Origin of the sequence: Streptomyces sp. NBC_01450 (assembly GCF_036227505.1) — a bacterium.
Lineage (GTDB): Bacteria > Actinomycetota > Actinomycetes > Streptomycetales > Streptomycetaceae > Streptomyces.
The window spans coordinates 1,326,116-1,347,929 of record NZ_CP109481.1 but is presented as its reverse complement, the minus strand read 5'-3'; the positions used below and the strand labels follow the sequence as shown (position 1 = coordinate 1,347,929).

Below are 21,814 nucleotides of genomic sequence, written 5' to 3'. Positions count from 1 at the left end.
CCCCCAAGCTTCGATCAGGCCGCTGCGACGACCTGACGGAAGTGGCCTTTCACCACCTCTCGATCAACATCGCGCCTCGTGGCGCACAGCTCGGCCGCGAAAAAAGCCGAGGCCGTCCGCAGGACCTCGTTCGCGCGCTTGAGCTGGACGTTCTCCTTGCGCAGCGCCGCGGGCTCGGCGCGTTCGTCAGTGGTGAGCCGGTCGTCGCGCTCGCCGGCATCGGCCTCAGCCTGGCGGATCCAGCCGCGCAGGGCCTCCGGGTGCACGCCGAGATCGACGGCCAGTTTCTTGATCTGAGGCTTCGGGTCGGACGTCCGGTACATGCGCACCGCACGCTCACGCAACTCCAACGAGTACTTCCTGGGGGCAGCCATGGTCGATGTTCCTCTCATGAGAACCATCTGACCCTCCGTCAGCATCCTCCGCATCTCGGGGGAACCTCACTTCTCCATCGAAGCCGATCCCGCCGAACTTGACCCGCGATACTCTCCGGCTCGCTCTGGTCGGTGAAGAGCTGCCAGACTGAGCCTCGCGGCCCCAATGGTCAGGCCTGCTGAACCCCGTCGGCGCCATAGATTGCTGTTCAACTACCAGTGCAATTCTATGGCAGCTGGGCCGCCAGGGCGGTTTCAAAGTCCTTTGATCTTGGATCGGTGCTGGTCAGTTGATACCGAGGAGGTCCAGTGGGCGGCGGAACGGCTCGTAGGACATCTCGCGGAGGGCGGCGGCGACGTTCGTGTGGCCGGCCGCTCGCAGTAGGTTGATGGCGAAGCTGCGCAGGGTGGCCATGTTCTCCGGGCCGTGCTCGGTTCGGATTTTGGAGGCGTCCTCGGCGAAGGTGGTGTCGCGGACGAAGTGCAGCCGGTTCTCGATGGTCCACTGCGAGCGGGCGATCGTCGCGAGGCGTTCGGGGGATGCCTGTCGGCTGGTCAGGTCGGTGATGACGTAGACGGTCTCGCGGGTGCGCTTGCCGGTCTTGCTGTTGGTGCGATGCCGGGTGATCTTCGCGACCTGGGCGGCGTGCGGGAAGTCCGTGCCGAGGCCAGTGACGGTCAGGGCTTGCACTACCCGGGTCTCCAGCCGTCCGTGGCCTTCGGTGCGGTCGTAGAACTTTGCACTCGCCTTCGTCCAGGGCAGGGCGCGAAGCTGGTGGTGCAGGCCCTTCGTAGAGTCAGCCGCGCGGCGCGGTGCCCTCGGTGGGGTCGTTTCCGCGCGGCTGCTCCCCGAACCGGACGTGCGAGTTTCCCCGCATCCGGCTCTCCAGTGGTGCTACTGAGCGATCGGCTGCTGATGGATCTCGCCGTGGCAGCGGTCGCAGACGATCAGGGTCTTCCGTCGTCTGGTCCGCATGGCCTCGACCCATCGGGGTGCGGCAGTGGAGCTGTATCGGTTGAGGTCGGTGAGTCGCCTGACGTGGTGGACGGTGATCCCGTCATGCGACGCGCAGAGCTCGCAGATTCCGGCGGTCAGCCGGTCGATTAGCCGGCGGCCCTTCTTCGTCGGCCACGCCCCGTCGATGATCGGTCGGGCGTGTTTGCGCCGACGGAGAGGGATGCCACCGAACCTGGCGGTGAACACCTTGCCCGCTGGAGTGCGCTGGACCGCTTCGAAGCACCGTCGTTTCCCGAAGGGGGTCTCGATGGTGGTTTTGTAGCGTTCACGCATGATCCAGGGAGGGCGGCGGTGCTTGGCCGCCAGGGTCGAGAGCATCGACCGTTCCATGTACTGGCGGAGCTTGTTCAGCCAGTTGATGTTCCCTGCCATCTGGAAGTACTGGACGTAGCCGCGGTATTCCATCCCGAACGTGGCGACGATGTTGTGGTCGCTGGTTCGGATCAGGTCGTTGCGGATCAGGGGTTTGCCCTGTCCGCGCTGGTAGACCCGGCATCTGGCGTTGACGGTCTCCGGCGGGATGCCGAGGGCGATCGCTCCGTTGAGGACGCGTTTCCCCTGGGCTCGCCAGGTGTCATTGTGCTTGGTCCAAATGTCGTAACCGAGGAACCGCGCCTTGTGGGTACGGGCATGGGTGATCAGGGTCTTCTCCCGAGACAGCCGGAGCTTGAGCTCGTCGCGCAGGAACGCGGCGAGTCTTTCCTTGATCTCCTCGGCTTCAGCCTTCGGACCGACGAACCCCAGCAGGTGATCGTCGGCATACCGGAGGTATCGAAGCCGCCGGTAGCCGGGATCGTTTACGTCCCCGCTCGGGATCGACTGCTGGATCTTGCGCAGGGACCGCACCTTGGCCCGGTCTCCCTTGCGTCTCCAGTAACCGATCGTCGCGGTGACGTTCACGTGTTCCCGGTTGCGGCGGCGGACGGCACCCCGGGTGAAGGCCGGTGCCAGCTCCTTTTCCACGAACTTGTCGAGACGGTCGAGGTAGATGTTGGACAGGATCGGCGAGACCACTCCTCCTTGTGGTGCACCGGAGTAGGTGGCATGCCAGATCCAGTCCTCCATATATCCCGCCCGCAGCATGTCCGAGACCAGGGTCAGGAAGCGTCCGTCATGGATGCGTTCGGCCAGGATCGCGAGCATGACCTCGTGGTCGAGACTGCCGAAGCAGTCGGCGATGTCGCCCTCGATGAGCCAGGTGGTGCCCGTCCATGTCGAGGCGATCTCATCGAGCGCGGTGTGGCAGCCCCGGCCAGGGCGGAAACCGTGCGACCTGGACGAGAACTGCGGTTCGTAGTACGCCTCCAGCAGGAGACGCACCACCTCCCCGACCAGTTTGTCCGTCCAGGTCGGCAGCCCCAGGGGCCGCAGACTTCCGTTCTTCTTCGGGATGTGCACCCTCCGGACCGGGGAGAACCGGTAACGCTCGGCCTTCAACAGGTCGATGATCTCCCGAATTCGTCCCAGGCTCATCCCGTCGGGTGTCTTCCCGTCGACCCCGGGCGTCATCGCTCCGCCGTTGGCGTAGATGCGTCCGTAGGCCATCAGGAACAGCTGTTCGCTGAACAGCTGCCGATACAACCGTTCCAGAGACAGACCGCGTCTGCCCCTGTCGCTCAGGACACCGAGCACTGTGTCAGCGCTCTGCATTTCGCATACCTCCCCGGTGTCGCCGGTGTCCGTACCACCTGTGCCCCTTCGCCCTGCGAGCGGCTTTCCCGCTCTCCTCGGCCGGGCGTGACTCCGGCGACTACTACGGGCACTCCGTCACCGCCAGCCGTACTGGGACGGTGATCCCACGTTCGTCTCTGACACACGTTCAGCGCGGCCCAGGCGCCCCATTCATCTCCTTCAATGCCCTCGCTGGGCATCGCTCCCGCCGCGAAGGTTGACCAGGGCGAACCAGTACGTCCCCGGTCACGACGGGCACCGGTTTCAGGTGCCGTTCCGGTCGCAGTAAATTGCTGCCTCTGGAGATTGGGGTTCAGGCAGTCAAGCGCAGGGTAGGCCGCGCGGCGAGGTATCTGGAGTTCAGACCCTTTTCCACGCGACCCCCCACCGAACCGGACGTGCCCCGTTAAAGGCATCCGGCTCTCCAGTGACTACTCCGTGGGTTTCGCGACTTGCGAGTCAGTATGGATATCGTCGTGACAGTTCTGGCAGACCACAAGGGACTTGCGGCGCCGCTTCGCCATGATTGATGCCCACGCCGGCCTGTCCGGCTGACCGAGCTTGTCGAGATCCGAGAGTTTTCGGATGTGGTGAACTTGAACCTTCCCCGACCGCTCACAGATCTCGCACCTCCCCGCAAGGAGTCTGGTGACCAATTCCTTGGGACCAACTGCTCGATCTGGTTTACGGTCTTCGAGGACCGCTGTCTTCTGCCACCGAAGTGGTATGCCACCGTACCGTGCTACCAGTGGTTTCCTGCCACCACTGCGTTCAACGGTCGCTTCGAAGCACGTGCGCAACCCGTATGGAGTTTCGACCTTGGCCTTATACTTGGCCGCCGTCTTCGATACGGTCGAGCGGTGCTTGCCCGCAAGCGTCTTTAGCAGCGATGTCTCCATGACCCAGTTCAGCCGATTCAGCCGATAGACGTCACTGGCCAACAGGTAGTACTGTGCCAACCCGCGATATTCGGCCCCGAAGATAGAGACGATGGTGTAATCGTCCATGTTCATCAAAGGGGTCCTGCGTGCGGGTTTCCCGCGTTTCATATAGGAGGCACATTTAGCCTTGATCACCGCGACTGGCACCCGCAACTTGACGGTCGCGTTGCTTGACCGTTGGCCATTGCTGATCGCCTTGTCGTTCTGCTGAACGGTGATCTCGTAACCGAGGAATCTTGCCGCGCCGGTTCTGGCGTGAGTGATCAATGTTTTCTCCTCGGACAGCTCCAGTTTGAGTTCGTCACGCAGGAACTGCCCGAGGCGTTGCTTGATCTCCTCGGCTTCGGCTTTCGGTCCGGTGAAACCGAGCAAGGTGTCGTCGGCGTACCGCACATAGCGCAACCGCCGGTAGCGAGGATCGTTGAGATCCTTGCTCGGCATACTGCGTAGCTCTTTACGTAGCGATCGCGCCTCGGCACGGTCACCACGCACCCGAGCTAGCGTGAGTGCTTTCTGAACCTTACGATAGGCGGGATTCTTAACTCGTTCCGCCCCTCGGTCATATTCGGGTATCAGAACCTTTTCGACAAAGTTGTCCAACCGGTGCAGATAAATGTTGGAGAGCGTGGGAGAGAGAACACCGCCTTGTGGTGCCCCGGAGAGCGTGGCGTTCCATACCCAGTCCTCCAAGTATCCGGCCTGAAGCATGTTGCGCAATAGCCGCAGAAACCGGCGATCGTGGACTTTCTCAGATAACGTCGAGAGCATGACCTCATGGTCAAGCGACCCGAAGCAGTCGGAGATATCGCCCTCAATCAGCCAGGTCGTACCCGTCCAGGTATTAGCCACCTCGCGCAGCGCGGTGTGGCAGCCCCGACGGGCACGGAACCCATGGGACCGATCGGAAAACTGGGGGTCATAATATGCCTCCAATAGGAGACGCATCACCTCTCCAACCAGCTTATCCGTCCAGCCAGGCAATCCGAGGGGTCTGAGTTTCCCGTTTTTCTTCGGGATCATGACTCTCTTGACCGGACTGAATCGATAGCGCTCGTGGCGCATCGCATCGATAATGCGCTCGATCTTGTCCAGCGACATGCCGTCCACGGTATCTGCCGAGACTCCAGGCGTCATCGCTCCCTTGTTGGAGTAGATACGCCCGTAAGCCATGAGATACAGCTGCGGATTGAACATCTGTCGGTACAGTTCATTACATGGCAGGCCGTGCCTGCCGCGTTCACGGAGGACACCCAGCACTGTTTCGGCGCTCTGCAATTTCGCATACCTCCCAGGTCTTCGAGTGTCCGATCACCTGACCCCCTTCGCCCTCATTCCGGCTTTCCCGGACTTCATGACCGGTCGTTACTCCGGCGACTACTATGGGGTCTCCGTCACCATAGGATTCGCATCCCTTAGGTGATCCCGCGTTCATCTCTGTCGTACGTACTAACGCAACTTAGGTGCCCCACTCATCTCCTTGAATGCCCTCACTGGGCATCGCTCCACGTTCCGGAGGTTGCAACGGCCGCGAAAGAAATGCCGATGCAGGACGTGGCGCCGGTTCCAGACGTCTTTCCGGCGGATGGATATTTGCATCTCCTGGAGATTGGGATTCAGGCAGTCTAGCTTTCACCGTATTGCGTGAATCGCTCGGCGCACTGCTCCTAACGTCTGGACACAGTCGCCGATTTCCTGGCATGCTCTTGTCCCTCTCACCCTTTCAGGCTGAGGTAAGCCATTCGATTCAAGAACGTTCCTCCGAGTCCTTCCCGGCTGAGCCGGGGATACAACAGAGCGCCTCGCGGCGCAATTTCGCCATACCGCGCGGGTCCCCCGGCGCACCGCCCCAGGCACCTGGGCCCGGTCGCCGGTTTCCTGGCATGCTGTGGTCCCCTTCACCTTTCGGATCCAGGTCAGCCATCGGACCCAGCAGACCTCCCTTCGAGTCTGTCCCGCCTTCAGCGGGGATGTGTCAAAGCGCCTCGTGGCGCACTGGTTGCCCTTGACGGTGAAGGCGTAGTGCGCCTTCTTGTCCTCGACGAGGAAACGGGCGTGGTCGCGCTGGGTGTGCAGGGCGTCGGCGGTGACGACCACGCCGGCCAGGTCGTAGGGGGCCAACAGGGCGGCGAAGCAGGTGATTTCGTTCGTCTCAGCCGGTACTCGCAGCTGGGTGACGGTCATCCCGGTGCCGGTGATCGCCGCGAGCAGATGCGCGGCCGGAGTGTCGCCATGGCGCGAACCGCGGGCGCTCTTGCCGTCCACCGCGAGGGTGTCCGCCCCGGCCGGGTCACATCCCAGCAGGTCGGCCAGGCCGCCAGGGCAGACCTGGTTGATGATCCGGCGGATCGTCGCCGTACTCGGCGCGAGACGGACGCCGAGTACAGAGACGGTGCGGGCGCTGAGTCGGGCGAGGGCGGCCTGTGGGGCACTTCGCGCCCACTGCCCGATCGCCGCGAAGGACCGGGCACCGGCCACCACGGCCGAGCAGGCCACCAGCAGCACGCTCACGAACGGGTGACGCTTGCCCCGCCGGCATCGCGGATCCACCAGCGTCCCAAGCCGAGTCGGCAAGCCCACGAGTCCGCGGTGCTGACGCGAAGGTGACTTGGTCAGACAGACACTGGCAGACTGACGGCACATCGAAGCTCCGGTCGGGCAGGGCGACTTGGGATGGTCACCCCTTCAACTGGAGCTTCGATGCGTGCGTGGCGGGTCACCGATACACCGTCGTACTGATGGTGTCCCGCCGCGTGGTGTAGGCCGTGAGCATCTCTGCGGAGGTCCGGTACAGCACACACCGGCGTAGCGGCCCCTCGGGCACGCTCGGATCCTCGAAGTCGTCGGCCGGGTCCCGGGTCATGCCGATCCGGCGCATTACCGCCTGGGAACGAAGGTTGTTGACGGTCGTCGACGCAACCACCTCCGGCAGCCCGAGGGCCTCGAAGCCGAATGCAAGGCATGCCCGGGCGGCCTCGGCGGCGTAACCGTGACCCCACGCCGAACGCATCAACCGCCATCCGATATCCACCCCCGCGAAGGGCATGTCCTCGTCCACCTCGTCCAAGCCGACGCGGCCGATGAACTCACCGGTCTCCCTTGCTTCCAGCGCCCACCACCCAAATCCTCGGTCGTCGAACTCGGCCTGCATGACCGCCATCGCGGCATCGCTTTGCTCCCGCGTCAGCAGTTCCCCCAGGTGTTCTCGGACTTCGGGATCGGCGTTCATCGCCGCCCACGGCTCAAGGTCGGACTCCCGCCACCGGCGGAGCAGGAGACGATCGGTGCGCAGTTCAGGCATGCCCCACAGCCAACGCGATCAGGATCCGGGTGGCGATCGCTTATATCGAGCCATGCGGTCCTCGCCAATGCCAGACCCGCTGCGTAGATTCTCACGGCCTACACCACCCGGCGGGACGCCATCGTCGTACTGCCGTGACCTGCACAGATTCATGAGCACCAGGACTTTGAAACCGCCCTGATTCCCAGAACGCTGTGTCCTCCGCCTTTGCCAGGTTGGTCACCTTCTCGGTGTCGTGGCTGACGATTCGGACAACGGGGGCGTCCGTTTTCTCGGCTCGGCGGTGGTCCTCGCGGGTGATTGGTGCGGCTGTAGCGGCGGCCGTGGTGCTCGAAGGGCTCCCCAAGCTGGACGGAGCGAGCGGCTTCCAAGAGGCTGGCCAGGTGCTCGTAGCGGGACTCGACGTGCTGGGTGAGGACGGGCAAGAGCGGCTGCCGAGTTCGGGTGCGTTCTGCCATCCGCCGTTTGAGTTCGCGTCGGCGTTTCCCGAACCCTTTCAGGTCTCGGGGCAGGATCGGGCAGGGCGCCACCCACTGGGCCTACCGTTCCGGCTCAGCGATGGCCCAGCTGTGGAGGTCGACGTAGAGGCCGCGGACGGAGAGGAGGACGGATGTGACGTCCCTGCGTTCCCGGGTCCGGTCAGTCTGGCCCTTCTTCCGCCAGTACTGGATCTCGACCCTCCACTGGTCGTAGAGCTCTTGGCTCAGGCGCAGATCCTTCTGGACGGGGTTGAGTTCCTCGACCACAGCCCAGAACAGGCCGGTGAGGTGGCGGGCGAGTCCTTCGAGGGTGTTGTAGTCGGTGTCTGCCTTGCGACGAACCAGGCACGGACGTCGGGCCAGGCCTGCGGATCCGTCCGCGTGACTTCCACGAGTGCCATCATCGCCTCCCGTTGTCAGCTCGGACACCGGCGGCGTCCTGGGTACCGTCGAAGCACACCCGCCTGCCGTGACCAGCATGCGGTCCGCGTCGCTGTGAACCGCCGAGGGGTGGGCGACGGCGATCAGGCGACTGGCTTGTGGCCGACCCTCATCGCCAGCTGGGACGGCGTCCTCGCTGGCCCGGGCCGCCTGATCACTCTGCGCGGACAGCTTGGGCCGACATGCTGCGCATGGCGTAATGAGCCGCTGCGGCGGCTTTCCCAGGTTCAGGTTGTGCGGAGGCGGTGACCGGTATGGATGGCAGGGAGGGGGTGGCGAGGCGGGTCATGGGCGAGGAGAGCGTGGATCGGTCGGAGGGTTTCGGTGAGCGGCTGCTCGGTCTGCTGCTGGATCGGGCGCGGCTGATGCCGCCGCAGCTGATCGCCCCGTTGATCGCGGAGGAGGTGGCCAGGATCGGTGGCCGGGACGTCTCCATCCTGCTGCAGGACTACGCGCAGGAGGTGCTGGTGCCGCTTGCGGGCAGGAAGCTGCACGTCGGCCAGCCCGAGCCGATGGCCGACTCCCCTGCCGGCCGGGCCTTCCTGAGCGAGGACGTCGTCGAGGTGCCGCAGGCCCACGGCGGCGTGCGGATGTATCTGCCGCTGCTGGACGGCAGTGACCAGGTGGGGGTGATGGCTCTGACCCTGGACGCCGTCGGCGACGACGACCGGTGTCTGCTGCGCAGGCTCGCGGGCCTGGTCGCCGACATGGTGGTCACGAAGAACGCCTACACCGACCAGTTCTTCCTGGCCCGGCGCCGGGAGCCGATGAGCGTGTCCGCGGAGATCCAGTGGAGCCTGCTGCCGCCGCTGACGATGACCCTGCCGCAGGTCGCGGTGGCCGGCGTCCTGGAGCCCGCCTACCGGGTCGCCGGCGACAGCTTCGACTACGCCCTCAACGGCAACATCCTGCACATGGCCGTGATCGATGCGATGGGCCACGGCCTGGACGCCGCCGTGATGGCGACCGTGGCCATCGGCGCCTACCGGCATGCCCGCCGTGTGTTCGTCAGCCTGGCCGAGAAGTACGCGTTCATGGACGACGCCATCTCCCGGCAGTTCGGTCCCGACCACTTCGTCACCGCCCAGCTGATGCACATCAACATCGCCACCGGTGAGCTGGAACTGGTCAACGCGGGCCACCCCGCGCCGCTGCTGATCCGCGAAGGCCGGGTCGAGCGGCAGCTGGAGAGCGCGACGACGCTGCCCGTCGGCTTCGGCGGCGAATTGCCCCGGATCCGAGAGCACCTACTCCAGCCGGGCGACCGGGTGCTGTGCTACACCGACGGCATCATCGAGGAACACGTCACCGGCGGCGAGCCGTTCGGCGAGGAACGCCTCATCCACTGCGTCAACCGCCTGGGAGAAGAGCCGTCACAGGGGGTGCGGGCGGATCTGCGCCGGCTCTCCCACACCCTGAAGAGGGAACGGGACGGACACACCAGCGACGACGCCACCCTCTTCATGATCGAGTGGCACGGCGGCGCCACCGACCACCTCGCAGTCCTTGACTGAGCAACCTCTCGCCAAACAGATTGTCCGCGAGGAACAGCAGCTCTGCACCTCGGAGTCCGGCCGCGACGGCTGGCCGACGCGCAGCGGCCTGTCGAGGACGAACTCGCACGGCGCTCCTGGCCGGTGGTGGTCGTACGCGATGCCCATCTGCTGCGGACCGAGGCCCTGCAGTACGTCTACGCGCTGTGGAGCCTGTTCCAGGAGCGTGAACGCCGGATGCCCGTCGTCATGGTGGGCCCCGAGCGGATCCGGTCCGTGCTGCGCCGGCCGTCACTCGCCAGCCTGGAGAGCTGCGTCTTCATCTGGCACCGCCTCACCCCTTGAACGCACAAGACCCGGGGCCTCAACAGGCCCGGGATCCGATGGGGAGCGGTCACAGGTCGTCTCAGTAGGAGTCCTCCCGCTCGGAGGGCGGCCCCCCGGCGGGTTGTCTGTCCTTGAGACGCGCTCCTACCATCCAAGGCGTGGCCTTGGTTGAGCGGGAGCTGTGGCTCGATGCGCTGCGGGGGTGTCCGCCGGGGCGGGTGGCTGTGGTGACCGGTGAGGCGGGGATCGGTAAGACCGCGCTGGTGAAGGCGTTCTGTGCAGGGCTCGGACAGCGGGTTCTGTGGGGGTGCTGCGATGCGCTGCGCGCACCGCGTCCGCTCGGTCCGCTGCATGACATGGCGCTGCAGACGAAAGGCAGACTGGCGGCCGCGCTGGCGGCGGACGGCCCGCGGCACGCGAAGTTCACGGCGTTCTTGGAGCTGTTGGCTGCGCAGGAGACCGTCGTCGTGTTCGAGGACCTGCACTGGGCCGACGAAGCGACGGTGGATCTGCTGGTGTTCGTCGTCCGTAGGATCTCCGTCACCCGTGCGCTGCTTGTCCTGACCTACCGGGACGACGAGGTGGGGGCGGACCACCCGCTGCGTGTGCTGCTGGGCGCGCTCGCGACGGACGCCAGTGCCGTGCGGGCGCGGCTCGCACCGCTGTCCGTGGCGGCGGTGGCCGCTCTGTCCGGCAGGGACGGTCCTGATGCCGTAGCGCTGCATGCCCTCGTCGGCGGCAATCCGTTTTTTGTGACCGAGGTCCTGGCTGATCCCAGGCGCGGGGTTCCCCCGACCGTGCGGGACGCGGTGCTCGCCCGGGTCGCTGTTCTCGGCGTGGTCGAGCGCGGGGCGCTGGAAGCGGTCTCCGTGTTCCCCGGCACCGCGCCGGCCGCTCTGGTGCAGGCTCCGTCGGAGGCCGTCGACGGGTGTGTCGACGCCGGCATGCTCGTGCGGGACGGCGCCCAGGTGCGGTTCCGTCACGAGCTGGCCAGACTCGCCGTCGAGGAGGGGATCACGGCGGCGCGCAGGTCCAGGCTGCATGCGCGGGCACTTGCGGATCTGGCCCGGCGGGGCGGAGATCCGGCCCGGCTGGTCCACCACGCCGTGGCGGCGGGCGACGCTTCCGCGGTGCTGGTGCACGCCCGTGAGGCGGCACGCAGGGCCTTTGCGGTCGGCGCTCACCGGCAGGCCGCCGACCAGTACCGGCAGGCGATTCGCTTCGCTGACGGTCTGCCCCGCAGCGACTATGCCGAGCTGCTGGAGTTGTACGGCGAGGCGTGTTCATGCAGTGGCCGCCACGACGCGGCTGCGGCCTCCGCCAGGCAGGCGCTGGAGCTGTGGCGGCAGGAGGGCGTGGCGGACCGCGAGGCTGCTCTGATGGCCCGATGCTCCTACTACGTGTGGAACCAGGGCGACAGCCCCGCGGCGTATGCGATGGCGCGGCAGGCGCTGGCCGCCGCCGAGGGTCTCGTGCAGGGGCCCGCACTTGCCGCCGCCTACACCTGGTCGGCGTACCTGCTCATGCTCGCCCGTGACATTCCCGGCGCCCTGACTACCGGCGCTCGGGCGGTGGCGCTGTCCGAGCGGTTTGGTGAGCGGGCTCTACTGGCCCGGGCGCTCAACGCGATCGGCTCCGCCCAGTGGTTCGACGACCCGGGCCACGCCGTACCGACGATGCTGCGCAGCCTGGAGGCGGCGAGCGCCGCGGAGGACGACGGTGCTCACGCCTCCGCCCTGGCCAACCTCGGCTCCGCCGCGGGCGAGGTGCGCCACTACGCGACAGCCGAACACTGGCTGCTCGAGACCGTCACGTGGTGCTCGGACCGCGATCTGGACAGTGTCCGTGACTACGCCCATGCCTGGCTCGCCCGTTGTGAGTTCGAGCAGGGACGGTGGTCCCAGGCTGAGGCTATTGCCGAGCAGGTGGTGTCCGGGCAGGGCCTGCCGGCCCGGATCGTGGCGCTGACGGTCCTCGGGCGGGTGCGGACCCGGCAAGGACGGCCTGGTGCGGCCGAGTTCCTCGACGAGGCGTGGGCGCTGGCCTCGCGGACGCAGGATCTCCAGCGTCTGTGGCCCGTGGCTGCGGGCCGCGCGGAACTCGCCGGCCTCAGCGGGCAGCCCACCGACCGCACTGTGCGGGAGACGTATGAGACAGCGCTGCGGCTGCGGATGGGCTGGGCGGTCGGTGAGCTTGGGCAGTGGCTCCGCCTCGGCCCCTACGAGGCCCGCGTCGAGGCTGCCGGGCCGTACCGTTTGGGGGCGGTCGAGGCCGCGAGGGCCTGGGACAGCCTCGGATGCCCCTACGAGGCGGCCATGGCGCTGGCCCGCACCGATGAGCATCTGCTCGATGCCCGCCGCCGCTTCGAAGCACTCGGCGCCCGGCCGGCCGCGGACCAGGTGGCCGAGCGCATGCGCCACCTGCAGATCCGCGCACCGCGCCGTTCCACCCTCGCCCACCCCCAGGGCCTCACCGAGCGGGAAGCGGAAGTCCTCGGCCTGCTGGAACACGGGCTGCGCAACGCCCAGATCGCCCAGCGGCTCGGCATTAGCGAGAAGACCGCCGGGCACCACGTGTCCGCCATCCTCGCCAAGCTCGGCGTGCGCACCCGGCAGCAGGCCGCCCGGTATGGGGAGATCACGCGGCGAACATAGGGAGCCGATCCCGATGCCCCCGGCGCCCGTCCCGGCGGACAGTGGATGCCGGAAAGGGGAAAGACACATGCCGCGTCATCTCGTTCAGCGCACCTTCGCCGAGGTCTGCACATCCCGATCGACGCCGAGGGAGTCAAGGCCTGCGCGCCGGTCGTCGAAGGCAACGCCGCGTCGGCGGTCACCTGGGTGCACTCCTACGTCAGTTGGGACAGACGCCTGACCTAATCCGTCTACGAGGGTCCGTCCCTTGTCGGCCGGCGCCACACGCCCGGCCGAAGTTCAGTGCATTTTCGCGGGTCACGTGCGCCTCCGTCACAGGAGCCGTACAGCATGCGAGTTCGACTGATCCGCAAAGCAATGTCGTCAATCGCCATACCAGAAAAGAGAGTCGGCCTATGACCGTACGACGAACTCTGATATCACTCGCCACCATCGCGCTGACGGTGTCGGCCATCGCGCTGACCGGCGCACCCGCTCAGGCCGCAGGTGCGACCAACATTCGCATCTGGAACTCGAGTCACTGCCTCGACAGTGACACCGACAACGCCGCGATACTCCAGATGTGGACGTGCGACAGCGGTTCCGACGAGAAATGGCTCACGGAGTTCTGGGGCAACAGCATGTACCGCTTCATCAACCAGAGGACCGGATGGTGCATCACGGCTCCTCGAGTACTCGGGGGCGGAGCGGTCACCCTGTCGGCCTGCGACGCTTTCGGAAGCACCCGGGCCGTCCAGCTCTGGCGTATCTACACCACCAAGGCCGGGGACCCGAGCGTGAACGTGTGGCAGAGCGCGCAGAACAACCTGTGTCTGACCACCCCGAGCGTCGCCAATCACACGATCCCGCAGACCACGACCTGCGACCCCACCGACCAGTACGACTGGTGGCAGCAGCTATAGGACGGCATCTCAATCGGATCAGAAGCCGTATCTCAAGCAATCATGGAACGTGCGGGTCGAACAGGTTTCCCGCCGGGGTGATCTTCCTGGTGTACACGCATGAAGACAGGGCCTCTCGGTAGCTCGGGGATGCGAATCTGGCCGAGCAGCGCCAGGAGGCCCTGGTGTCGTTGTTGTTCGCGTCCGAACCCGTTCAGTTCAACTCGGCTGCTCCATAGTGTGATTGCCTTGCGCATGTGTACGGCAACGCGGCCGACCATTCGGACCGGGAACGCCGGTATCCAATGCCACTGCCGTCAGCCACCGCGCCCGCCCCATTCGAATGATCTACTTCTCGCATCCTCCCCTGGGACTCTGACAGCGGACAGCCCGTGGCTTCCCACAACTTGACTGACCGGCCGCGACCTTGCTGATCCCTTGGGTGAGAGCACTGCTGACCCCGTCGGCGGCGAGGAGTTGGCCCTGGGCCTCAGCCTGCTGAAGATCTTCCCGCCGCGCATCGCCCTCAGGCCTCTCGACGTCGACAACCAACGCCAGGCGTGGACCTTCCTGTTCATGGAGTAGCGGCGTGAACCGGGTGCCCGGGTCGGTCGCCGCCCCGGGCACCACCCTGAAAGGGCAGACCGTCCGGAGAGATCGAATCAGACGTCGACGCCATCCAGTCCAAGGTGCTCGGCGAGGTTCCAGCTGACGTGTCAGTAACTCCAGCAGTAGAGGCCGCCGCCTGTTGGACGACTCTCTGTATGAGTACGAAGGTGGGGGTTGGCGACACTCGCGGTGGAGTGTCGATCTTGGTGGGCAGCCGACGTGAGGCCAAGACGGTGTGGCTGCGCTGTCGTCGTCCCGCCGCCTTGGCGGATATGCAGTCAGGTGCCAGCCTCCGCGCGGTGTTCCGACTGGCTGCGCGCTCGATGGCCCTAGCCGCGTTCACCGACGCCGACGACTGGGCCAAGGGCGAGGCGATGCCCTCGGACGACGAGATCACCCGAGTGCGCCGCCTGGTCAAACGCGTCCGCGAGGAACTCGACGACCTCACTGACGAGGACCGGGCCCAGATCCAGCAGGCCGTCATCGTCGTCCGCAGGACGCGGGCGGGTGTCGTCTCGCTCGGCATGCCGAAGGTGAGGCAGCCTCTGCCCGACCTCCGCCCCGAGAGGACCGCATGACATCCAGCATGATCGAAGGCAAGCGAGCGGATTCCGCGCGGCGCCGTCATCGCGTGATCAAGGCCCTGGATACGGCACTGCGGGCCGGAGGCGACATCACCGTGTCCGGCCTCGCCCGCGCCGCCCGAGTCGACCGCAGCTTCCTCTACCGTCACCGTGACCTGCTCGAACGCGTTCACGCCGCTGCCAACACACCTGTCGAGGAAGGTCGACTGGCTGCCGTCAGCCGAGCTTCCTTGCAGGCCGACCTGGCCAACGCGCTGGAGCGGAACACTCGTCTCGCCGCGCGAGTGCGCCAGTTGGAGAAGCGGCTCTCCGAGCAGCTCGGCGAGCAGGCATGGAGCGAGTCCGGGCTCGGGGCCTCACCGGACATCGACCAACTCCAGCGACGCCTCGTCATGTTGGGACAGGAGCTCGCCGAGAAGCACGGAGAGCTTGAGGAGAGGACGGAGGAACTCGAAGCAGCTCGGGCCGCCAACAGGGAGCTGACTCGTGCGTTGAACCAACCTTCACTCCGGGCTGGCATACGGCACCGCGCGCTGACCGGAAAACAGGCGAGAGCGGGAAGCGGCGATTGTGGTCGGTGGTCTCGCCTTCCGAGGCGGCCTCGAGGATCTACTTCATCAGCTGCTGCAGCAACCAGCCTGTGTCAGTCAGCGCGATGCCCTTGGCAGGGGCCCGACCGACCAACACTCGGGCCTTTCCCCCTGAGCGTGGACACCTTGGACACTGGACCTTGAGGGTCCAGAGGAAGAGATGTCACGCATGGTGATGAAGGTGTATTCGGCGGAGTTCAAGGCGGACGCTGTCGCGCTGTACCTGTCGGACCCGAAGAACACGTTCGAGGGCGTCGGCAAGGACCTGGGGATCAGCCGGGAGACGCTGCGGAACTGGGTGCGGGCCGAGCGGGCCCGCAAGGGCCACGCGGCGGGCACCAGCGGCTCGCCACGGGCGGCACAGACTGCCGAGGTAGCCTCCGACGATGTGCTGAAAGAAGAGAACAAGCAGCTCAGGGCCCGGATCAGGGAGCTGGAAACCGAACGGGAGATCCTGCGGAGGGCCGCGAAGTATTTCGCCGGCGAGACCAACTGGTGAGCCGTTTCCAGTTCGTTGATGATCATCGCGGCGCGTTCGGCGTCAAGCGGCTGTGCCGGGTCCTGGAGGTCTCCCGGTCCGGGTTCTACCGGTGGCTGAAGGCCGCCCCGGCCCGCCTGGCGCGAGCTCGGGAGGACGCCCGCCTCGCGAGGCGGATCCGGGAGATCCACAAGGAGTCCGACGGCACCTACGGCATCCCGCGCATCACGGCCGAACTGAAGGCCGCCGGGATCGAGGTCAACCACAAGCGCGTCGAGCGGGTGATGCGCCGCATCGGCGTCCAGGGCGTGCACCTGCGCAAGAAGGTCCGCACCACGATCCCCGAGCCGGAAGCGGCCCCGGTGCCGGACCTGCTGCGGCGGGACTTCACCGCAAGCGAGCCGAACGCCAAATACGTCGGCGACATCACGTATCTGCCCGTCGGAGATGGCCAGTTCCTCTATCTGGCAACGGTGTTGGACCTGCATTCCAGGCGGCTCGCGGGCTGGTCGATCGCCGACCACATGCGCACCGGGCTGGTCACCGACGCGCTCGAAGCCGCCGCCCGCACCCGGGGCGGCAGCCTCGGCGGGGCGATTTTCCACAGTGACAACGGGGCGCAGTACGCGTCGAAGGAGTTCGCGAAGGTGTGCAGCCGGCTCGGCGTGATCCGCTCGCGCGGAGCGGTCGGCACCAGCGCGGACAACGCCGCCGCGGAGAGCTTCAACGCAACCCTGAAAAGAGAGACCCTCCAAGGAAAGAAACGCTGGTCAGGGGCGCGTGAGGCCCGCCTCGCGGTGTTCCGGTGGGTCACCCGCTACAACACCAGACGCAGGCACTCGGGGCTTGGCTACATCAGCCCGATCGCCTTCGAACAGCGATCAGTTACGCTGACCGCTGCCGCATAGCAAATGGTGTCCACGCTTCGGGGGAAGGCCCCCTCGATCAATCGTTCATCCAGCACGTGCAGTTTCTGACTCTACGGTTTCACTCACTATGCGGGATGTTGCGGCAGTGGCGGTCGCGGCCACCAGCAGCAGGACGACGACGATCAACGCGTCAGCCATCGCGCACCTGCTGGAATCCGCCCGCGAGCGAACGGGAGGCGACCAGGTTGCCGCCGATCAGCAGGGCGCCCGTCACCAGCAGCTTCACCATGGCCCGGCCGGGCCCCACACCCGCACAGACCACAGCCACGACCACCGCCCCCACGCCCGCAGTCACCCAGGTCGGCCCCTGCGGCACGGGCCGGGCATCCGCCAGATCGGCCGCGAGCAGCCGGGCGAACACCAGAGTTCCGACCGGCCCCAGCAGGGCCAGGAGCAACGCGAGATCCACGTAGGAGGAGCGGCTGTAGCCCTGGGCAAGCAGCAGGAGACTCGGGCCCGCGACGGAGGTGGCGAGGTTCTGCGCCGCGACCCTGCGCGGGAGCGGCCCGCTCGACACCGCCCACACGACTGCGGCCCCTCCCACGGCCAGCAGAACTGCCGCCGCCGCAATCCAGCCGTTCAACGCCGGCTCACCGCCCGGCCCGCGGCCCGAGCCGTGACGGCTCCCACGGCCGCGCAGCTCAGCCCGACGACCACTTCCAGGGTGTCGACCGGGCCGATGAGCACCAGCCACAGCAGGGCGAGCCCGGCCCACCAGGCCACCAGGCCGACAGCGGCGGTGAACGCCGCGCGCCCTGTCATTCCCGCCTCCTCGCCTCGTTCACCGGAATCCAAGCACCGCCGCCATCACAATGCGCGGCGACGCGCAGATACGGCCCTGGTACCCCTTCCGGACCCGAGGACACCAGCACACGACGCGTGCCAGTCAGGGGCGCAGGAAGAAGAACGGCAGATGATGATCGGTGTGGAGGGGGGTGCGGCGAGCAGAAGCCATGGACGTTGCCAGGTTGAGGGGGGCCTTCTCCGGTGACATGATGTCGGCGACGGGTGAATCGTGACCCTCTGACGGCGGATCAAAACTGACCCACTTCGTGGTCTTCTGACCAACCTGATCTTGATCGAAGGTCAGGAGAAGAGGGTGATTTCCGTGGAGGACTGGGCAGAGATCCGCAGGCTGCACCGGGCCGAGCAGATGCCGATCCGGGCGATCGCCCGGCAGCTGGGCATCTCGAAGAACACCGTGAAGCGGGCCCTGGCCACCAACCGGCCACCGCTCTACTCCCGGCCGGCGAAGGGTTCGGCGGTCGACACGGTCGAGCCGCAGATCCGGGAGCTTTTGAAGCAGACTCCGACGATGCCCGCGACGGTGATCGCCGAGCGGATCGGCTGGGACCGTGGCATGACCGTCCTCAAGGAACGCGTACGCGAGCTGCGGCCCGCCTATCTGCCCGTCGATCCGGTCTCACGCACCACCTATCAGCCCGGCGAGCTGGCCCAGTGCGACCTGTGGTTCCCACCCGTCGACATCCCGCTCGGATACGGGCAGTCCGGCCGTCCTCCAGTGCTCGTGATGGTCTCGGGATACTCGCGGATCATCGCCGCACGGATGCTGCCCACCCGCACCACCGGCGACCTGATCGACGGCCACTGGAAGCTGCTGACCGGCTGGAACGCGGTCCCGCGGATGCTGGTCTGGGACAACGAGGCCGGCATCGGCCGCGGCAAGGTGACCGGCGACTTCGCCGCATTCGCGGGCCTGCTCGCCACCCGGATCTACCTCTGCCGGCCCCGTGATCCAGAAGCGAAAGGGCTGGTGGAGCGGGCCAACGGTTACCTGGAGACGAGCTTCCTGCCGGGCCGCACCTTCACCGGGCCCGACGACTTCACCACCCAGCTGACCGCCTGGCTGGCCATCGCCAACCGGCGCCAGCACCGCACCCTGGGCGCCCGCCCCGTCGACCGGTGGGAAGCCGACCGGGCCCAGATGCTCACGCTGCCGCCGGTCGACCCGCCGCGCTGGTGGCGTTTCGCCACCCGCATCGGCCGCGACCACTACATCCGCGTCGACACCTGCGACTACTCCGTGCACCCCCTGGCCATCGGCAAGAAAGTCCAGGTCCGCACCGACACCGACGAGGTCGTCGTGACCCTCGCCCCCGGCGGGGCGGAAGTCGCCCGCCATCCACGGTGCTGGGCCAAGCAGCAGACCATCACCGACCCGGTCCATGCCCGCGCCGCCGCCGTTCTGCGCGGCGACTACCGCCACCACCAAGCCTCCCAGGCCCAGGCCGCCCGCCGGCACAACGCCGCCACCGCCAGTGATCTCGTCGAGGTCGAACAACGCCAACTCGACTCCTATGACCGCATGTTCACCCTCATCGAGGGCGGCGGCCAAGCCGATGATCCGGAGGTCTCCTGATGCCCACCACCAAGACCGCCGCCGCGGCGGCGGGGCCCAGGACCGGCCGTCAGACCGCCGCCGACCTGTCCTTCCTGGCCCGGGCGATGAAGGCCCCGGCCCTGCTGGACGCCGCCGAACGCCTGGCCGAACGCGCCCTGAAGGAGACCTGGACCCACACCGAGTTCCTCGTCGCCTGCCTCCAGCGGGAGGTCTCCGCCCGCGAGTCCCACGGCGGCGAGGCCCGCATCCGCACCGCCCGCTTCCCCGCGATCAAGACGATCGAGGAACTCGACATCACCCATCTGCGCGGCATAACGCGCCAACAGCTCGCCCATCTGGGCACGTTGGACTTCATCGCCGCGAAGGACAACGCTGTTTTTCTGGGACCGCCGGGAACCGGGAAGACACACCTGGCGATCGGACTCGCGGTCCGCGCCTGCCAGGCCGGCCACCGGGTCGCGTTCGCCACCGCCGCCGAATGGGTCGACCGCCTGGCCGCCGCCCACCACGCCGGACACCTCCAGACCGAGCTCACCAAACTGTCCCGCTATCCGCTGATCGTGGTCGACGAGGTCGGCTACATCCCCTTCGAAGCCGAGGCCGCGAACCTGTTCTTCCAGCTGGTCTCGAACCGATACGAGAGAGCGAGTGTGATCGTCACGAGCAACAAACCCTTCGGACGCTGGGGCGAGGTCTTCGGCGACGAGACCGTGGCCGCCGCCATGATCGACCGCCTCGTCCACCACGCCGAGGTCCACTCCCTCAAAGGCGACTCCTACCGCATGCGAGGACGCCAACTCGGACGCGTCCCCACCGCCACACACGACACCGACTGAACACCGGCAACCAGACCCGGTGGGTCAGAACTCGACCGCCCACACCGGGTCAGGATTCAGCCGCCGCCGACAGACATGATCATCCGTCTGGTCGGGGTCGCTGGAGGGACTGCTCGTGGGCGCGACGTCGGGGAGCTGATACTCGGTGCTGAATTCCTCCTTCTCTAGGCATATGTCCTGATGGCGGGGTGGTTCGGCTGCTCGGGGGCGGGTGCTGGACAGTGGTGTTACGGGCACGGCCAAGCCGTGACTTGAGTGAGGTACAGCTCGTGCGTCGACTGGCGCGAGCACGCGACACGCCGTCACCAGATGTGGTGTGCCTCCCAGAAGGGGGCGAGGTCCTTGTCCGTCATGGACTGGGCGGCCTTCTTGAAGTCAGCGGTGGTGGAGACGCCGTACCAATGGTCCTGGGCGTACCGCTTGAGCAGTCGGGCCATGGTGCGGGAGCCGAGTGTGCGTTCCAGATCGGCCAGGGCGCAGGGCCCGGCTGTGTAGATGAGGTGATATGTGCCGGGGTGTTGCGACCAGTAGGCCATGGAGCCGGTCAGCGAGATGTCGTCGTCGGGCCAGTAGACGTCCGACCAGCAGTCGCGGGTGTCCCAGCCGTAGAAGCGGGCATTGGCGTACTGAGCGAAGCTTTCATCCAGCCACGGTGAGGCGTACTCGTCGTTGCCGACGATGCCGTACCACCACTGGTGCGCCACCTCGTGGACGGCGGCGCCGCCTTCTTCGGTGGTGCCGAGGAGGACGAGGCCGGGATACTCCATGCCGCCGCCGAACTGGCTGGTCATCACAAGGTCGATCTCGTCGTACGGGTAACGGCCGAACTCCCGGCCGAACCGGTCGATCGCGGCGACAGCATCCACGCGGTTGCCGCGCACGCCCGCGGCAGGGGTGTCGGGCGCCCAGTACGACTTCACGAGCACGCCCCCGGCCGTGGTATCGGTCGCCATGCGAAACGGGCCCGCCGCCCAGGCGAAGTCCCGCACTCGCTCCGCGACGCTGAGCGTGACGGTACGGCCGGCGCGACCAGGGAACGTGCGGGTGTGGCCGGTCGCCGGCACCTTCAGGGACGACGGGTGGTCGAGTCGGACACGGAAGTCGCTGGTCAGGGCGTAGAAGCTCTCGCCGACCGACACATAGGGCTCGAGATGCCACCCCTTCGCGTCATGCACGGCGAGCACCGGCAGCGCGTTGCCGAGGAAGCGGTAGGCGCCATCGTGGCCGAAGCGGGCATTACGGTCCGGCACAGTGATCGAGACGTCGAAGGCGATGGACGTCCGCATATTGCGCGCGAGCGGCCTCGGCAGTGCTACGCGCAGAGCTGTGCAGTTCACACCGAGATGGTTCGGTGTGCCACCGCGTAGTCTCGTCACTGTGACGGGAGAGGGCGCAGCGGGCGTACCGCACTTGTCCTCGCCGTTGCCCCACAGACGTAGGTACACCTCGCGCAGAGGCTGATCGGACCCGTTCCGGAACGACACCCGCTGCCGTCCCGTCCAGTGGCTGCCGTCGGCGTCGGATCGCAGGACCACGTCGTAGCGAGCGCGATCGGGCGTCGCGGCGGCCGCGGATAATCCCTGTCCGGGCGCCGCGCCCGCATCACTCATACCGCCGCCCAGTGCCGTGAGCAGCATGAACAACACGATGAACAGACGACGACCGGACCTGGGCGCACACATGGTTGACGGCGACATGCCAGCGGATACTGCCACAACACACCGCCAATGGACCCCACTTGGACAGAACTGCCTGCCGAAGGAGGTACGGTCGCGGCGAAGTGAGTTCGAGCGCTCGGTTGTCCCGGCCCAGGGTCATCCGAACACGCCCCGCTGCCGCCTCGTGCGGC

20 protein-coding genes are annotated in these 21,814 nt (G+C 66.7%); 10 read left to right on the top strand and 10 right to left on the bottom strand.

The features are described from left to right. Window positions 1-14: 14 nt before the first annotated feature. The 7 genes from OG568_RS54780 to OG568_RS54750 form a co-directional block, all read right to left on the bottom strand. On the bottom strand, window positions 15-374 hold the full coding sequence (locus OG568_RS54780; RefSeq protein ID WP_329537511.1) for a transposase: 360 nt from the start codon (window positions 372-374) through the stop codon (window positions 15-17). A gap of 286 nt (window positions 375-660) precedes the next feature. After that, on the bottom strand, window positions 661-1,137 hold the full coding sequence (locus tag OG568_RS54775; RefSeq protein ID WP_329538287.1) for an ISAs1 family transposase: 477 nt from the start codon (window positions 1,135-1,137) through the stop codon (window positions 661-663). 132 nt (window positions 1,138-1,269) lie between these two features. Next, complete coding sequence (locus OG568_RS54770) at window positions 1,270-3,042, bottom strand: reverse transcriptase/maturase family protein (RefSeq protein ID WP_329536214.1); 1,773 nt, start codon at window positions 3,040-3,042, stop codon at window positions 1,270-1,272. A 452-nt stretch (window positions 3,043-3,494) separates the two neighbouring features. Further along, window positions 3,495-5,279, bottom strand: coding sequence for a reverse transcriptase/maturase family protein (locus tag OG568_RS54765; RefSeq protein ID WP_329536215.1), 1,785 nt, complete (start codon window positions 5,277-5,279; stop codon window positions 3,495-3,497). A 354-nt stretch (window positions 5,280-5,633) separates the two neighbouring features. Next, a complete protein-coding gene (locus OG568_RS54760; protein WP_329537510.1) occupies window positions 5,634-6,644 on the bottom strand; it encodes an ISAs1 family transposase in 1,011 nt (336 codons plus the stop codon). A 73-nt stretch (window positions 6,645-6,717) separates the two neighbouring features. After that, window positions 6,718-7,302 carry a GNAT family N-acetyltransferase gene (locus OG568_RS54755; RefSeq protein WP_329537509.1) on the bottom strand — a complete coding sequence of 195 codons (585 nt, stop codon included), beginning with the start codon at window positions 7,300-7,302 and terminating at the stop codon, window positions 6,718-6,720. A gap of 539 nt (window positions 7,303-7,841) precedes the next feature. Beyond that, complete coding sequence (locus OG568_RS54750; protein ID WP_329537508.1) at window positions 7,842-8,210, bottom strand: hypothetical protein; 369 nt, start codon at window positions 8,208-8,210, stop codon at window positions 7,842-7,844. A 299-nt stretch (window positions 8,211-8,509) separates the two neighbouring features. On the opposite strand from OG568_RS54750, the gene OG568_RS54745 reads away from it, so the two are divergent. The 8 genes from OG568_RS54745 to OG568_RS54710 all read left to right on the top strand — a co-directional run bounded on the left by OG568_RS54745 (window position 8,510) and on the right by OG568_RS54710 (window position 16,746). Continuing rightward, window positions 8,510-9,736, top strand: coding sequence for a PP2C family protein-serine/threonine phosphatase (locus tag OG568_RS54745; protein ID WP_329538286.1), 1,227 nt, complete (start codon window positions 8,510-8,512; stop codon window positions 9,734-9,736). A 123-nt stretch (window positions 9,737-9,859) separates the two neighbouring features. Beyond that, complete coding sequence (locus tag OG568_RS54740; protein WP_329537507.1) at window positions 9,860-10,060, top strand: hypothetical protein; 201 nt, start codon at window positions 9,860-9,862, stop codon at window positions 10,058-10,060. 140 nt (window positions 10,061-10,200) lie between these two features. Next, entirely contained in the window at window positions 10,201-12,696 is a 2,496-nt protein-coding gene (locus tag OG568_RS54735; RefSeq protein WP_329537506.1) for an ATP-binding protein, read from the top strand. 395 nt (window positions 12,697-13,091) lie between these two features. Beyond that, entirely contained in the window at window positions 13,092-13,598 is a 507-nt protein-coding gene (locus OG568_RS54730) for an RICIN domain-containing protein (RefSeq protein ID WP_329537505.1), read from the top strand. Between the two features lie 417 nt (window positions 13,599-14,015). Beyond that, window positions 14,016-14,162, top strand: a complete 147-nt coding sequence (locus OG568_RS54725; protein ID WP_329537504.1) for a hypothetical protein — start codon at window positions 14,016-14,018, stop codon at window positions 14,160-14,162. A 323-nt stretch (window positions 14,163-14,485) separates the two neighbouring features. Then, window positions 14,486-14,764, top strand: a complete 279-nt coding sequence (locus OG568_RS54720; RefSeq protein ID WP_329537503.1) for a transposase — start codon at window positions 14,486-14,488, stop codon at window positions 14,762-14,764. After that, window positions 14,761-15,504, top strand: a complete 744-nt coding sequence (locus tag OG568_RS54715) for a DUF6262 family protein (protein ID WP_329537502.1) — start codon at window positions 14,761-14,763, stop codon at window positions 15,502-15,504. The genes OG568_RS54720 and OG568_RS54715 overlap by 4 nt, the downstream gene beginning before the upstream one ends. Window positions 15,505-15,529: 25 nt before the next feature. Continuing rightward, window positions 15,530-16,746, top strand: a protein-coding gene (locus OG568_RS54710; protein WP_329536675.1) for an IS3 family transposase whose coding sequence is annotated in 2 segments (ribosomal slippage) — window positions 15,530-15,845 and window positions 15,845-16,746 — 1,218 coding nt in all. Because the reading frame shifts where the segments join, the coding sequence is not laid out codon by codon here. A 151-nt stretch (window positions 16,747-16,897) separates the two neighbouring features. Here the strand turns inward: OG568_RS54710 and OG568_RS54705 are convergent. Together OG568_RS54705 and OG568_RS54700 are read right to left on the bottom strand one after the other, a co-directional pair. Further along, the gene (locus tag OG568_RS54705) at window positions 16,898-17,350 is read right to left on the bottom strand and encodes a monovalent cation/H+ antiporter complex subunit F (protein ID WP_329537501.1); all 453 of its coding nucleotides are present in this window, start codon (window positions 17,348-17,350) and stop codon (window positions 16,898-16,900) included. After that, on the bottom strand, window positions 17,347-17,529 hold the full coding sequence (locus OG568_RS54700; RefSeq protein ID WP_329537500.1) for a hypothetical protein: 183 nt from the start codon (window positions 17,527-17,529) through the stop codon (window positions 17,347-17,349). Before OG568_RS54700 ends, OG568_RS54705 begins: the two co-directional genes overlap by 4 nt. A gap of 337 nt (window positions 17,530-17,866) precedes the next feature. Here OG568_RS54700 and istA point away from each other — a divergent pair, with 337 nt between their 5' ends. Together istA and istB are read left to right on the top strand one after the other, a co-directional pair. Further along, a complete protein-coding gene (istA, locus tag OG568_RS54695) occupies window positions 17,867-19,147 on the top strand; it encodes an IS21 family transposase (protein WP_329533422.1) in 1,281 nt (426 codons plus the stop codon). After that, window positions 19,147-19,965 (top strand): IS21-like element helper ATPase IstB, encoded by an 819-nt coding sequence (istB, locus tag OG568_RS54690; protein ID WP_329533421.1) that lies wholly within the window; start codon window positions 19,147-19,149, stop codon window positions 19,963-19,965. Before istA ends, istB begins: the two co-directional genes overlap by 1 nt. 302 nt (window positions 19,966-20,267) lie before the next feature. On the opposite strand, the gene OG568_RS54685 is transcribed toward istB, so the two are convergent. Further along, complete coding sequence (locus tag OG568_RS54685) at window positions 20,268-21,602, bottom strand: M1 family metallopeptidase (protein ID WP_329537499.1); 1,335 nt, start codon at window positions 21,600-21,602, stop codon at window positions 20,268-20,270. Between the last annotated feature and the right edge of the window lie 212 nt (window positions 21,603-21,814).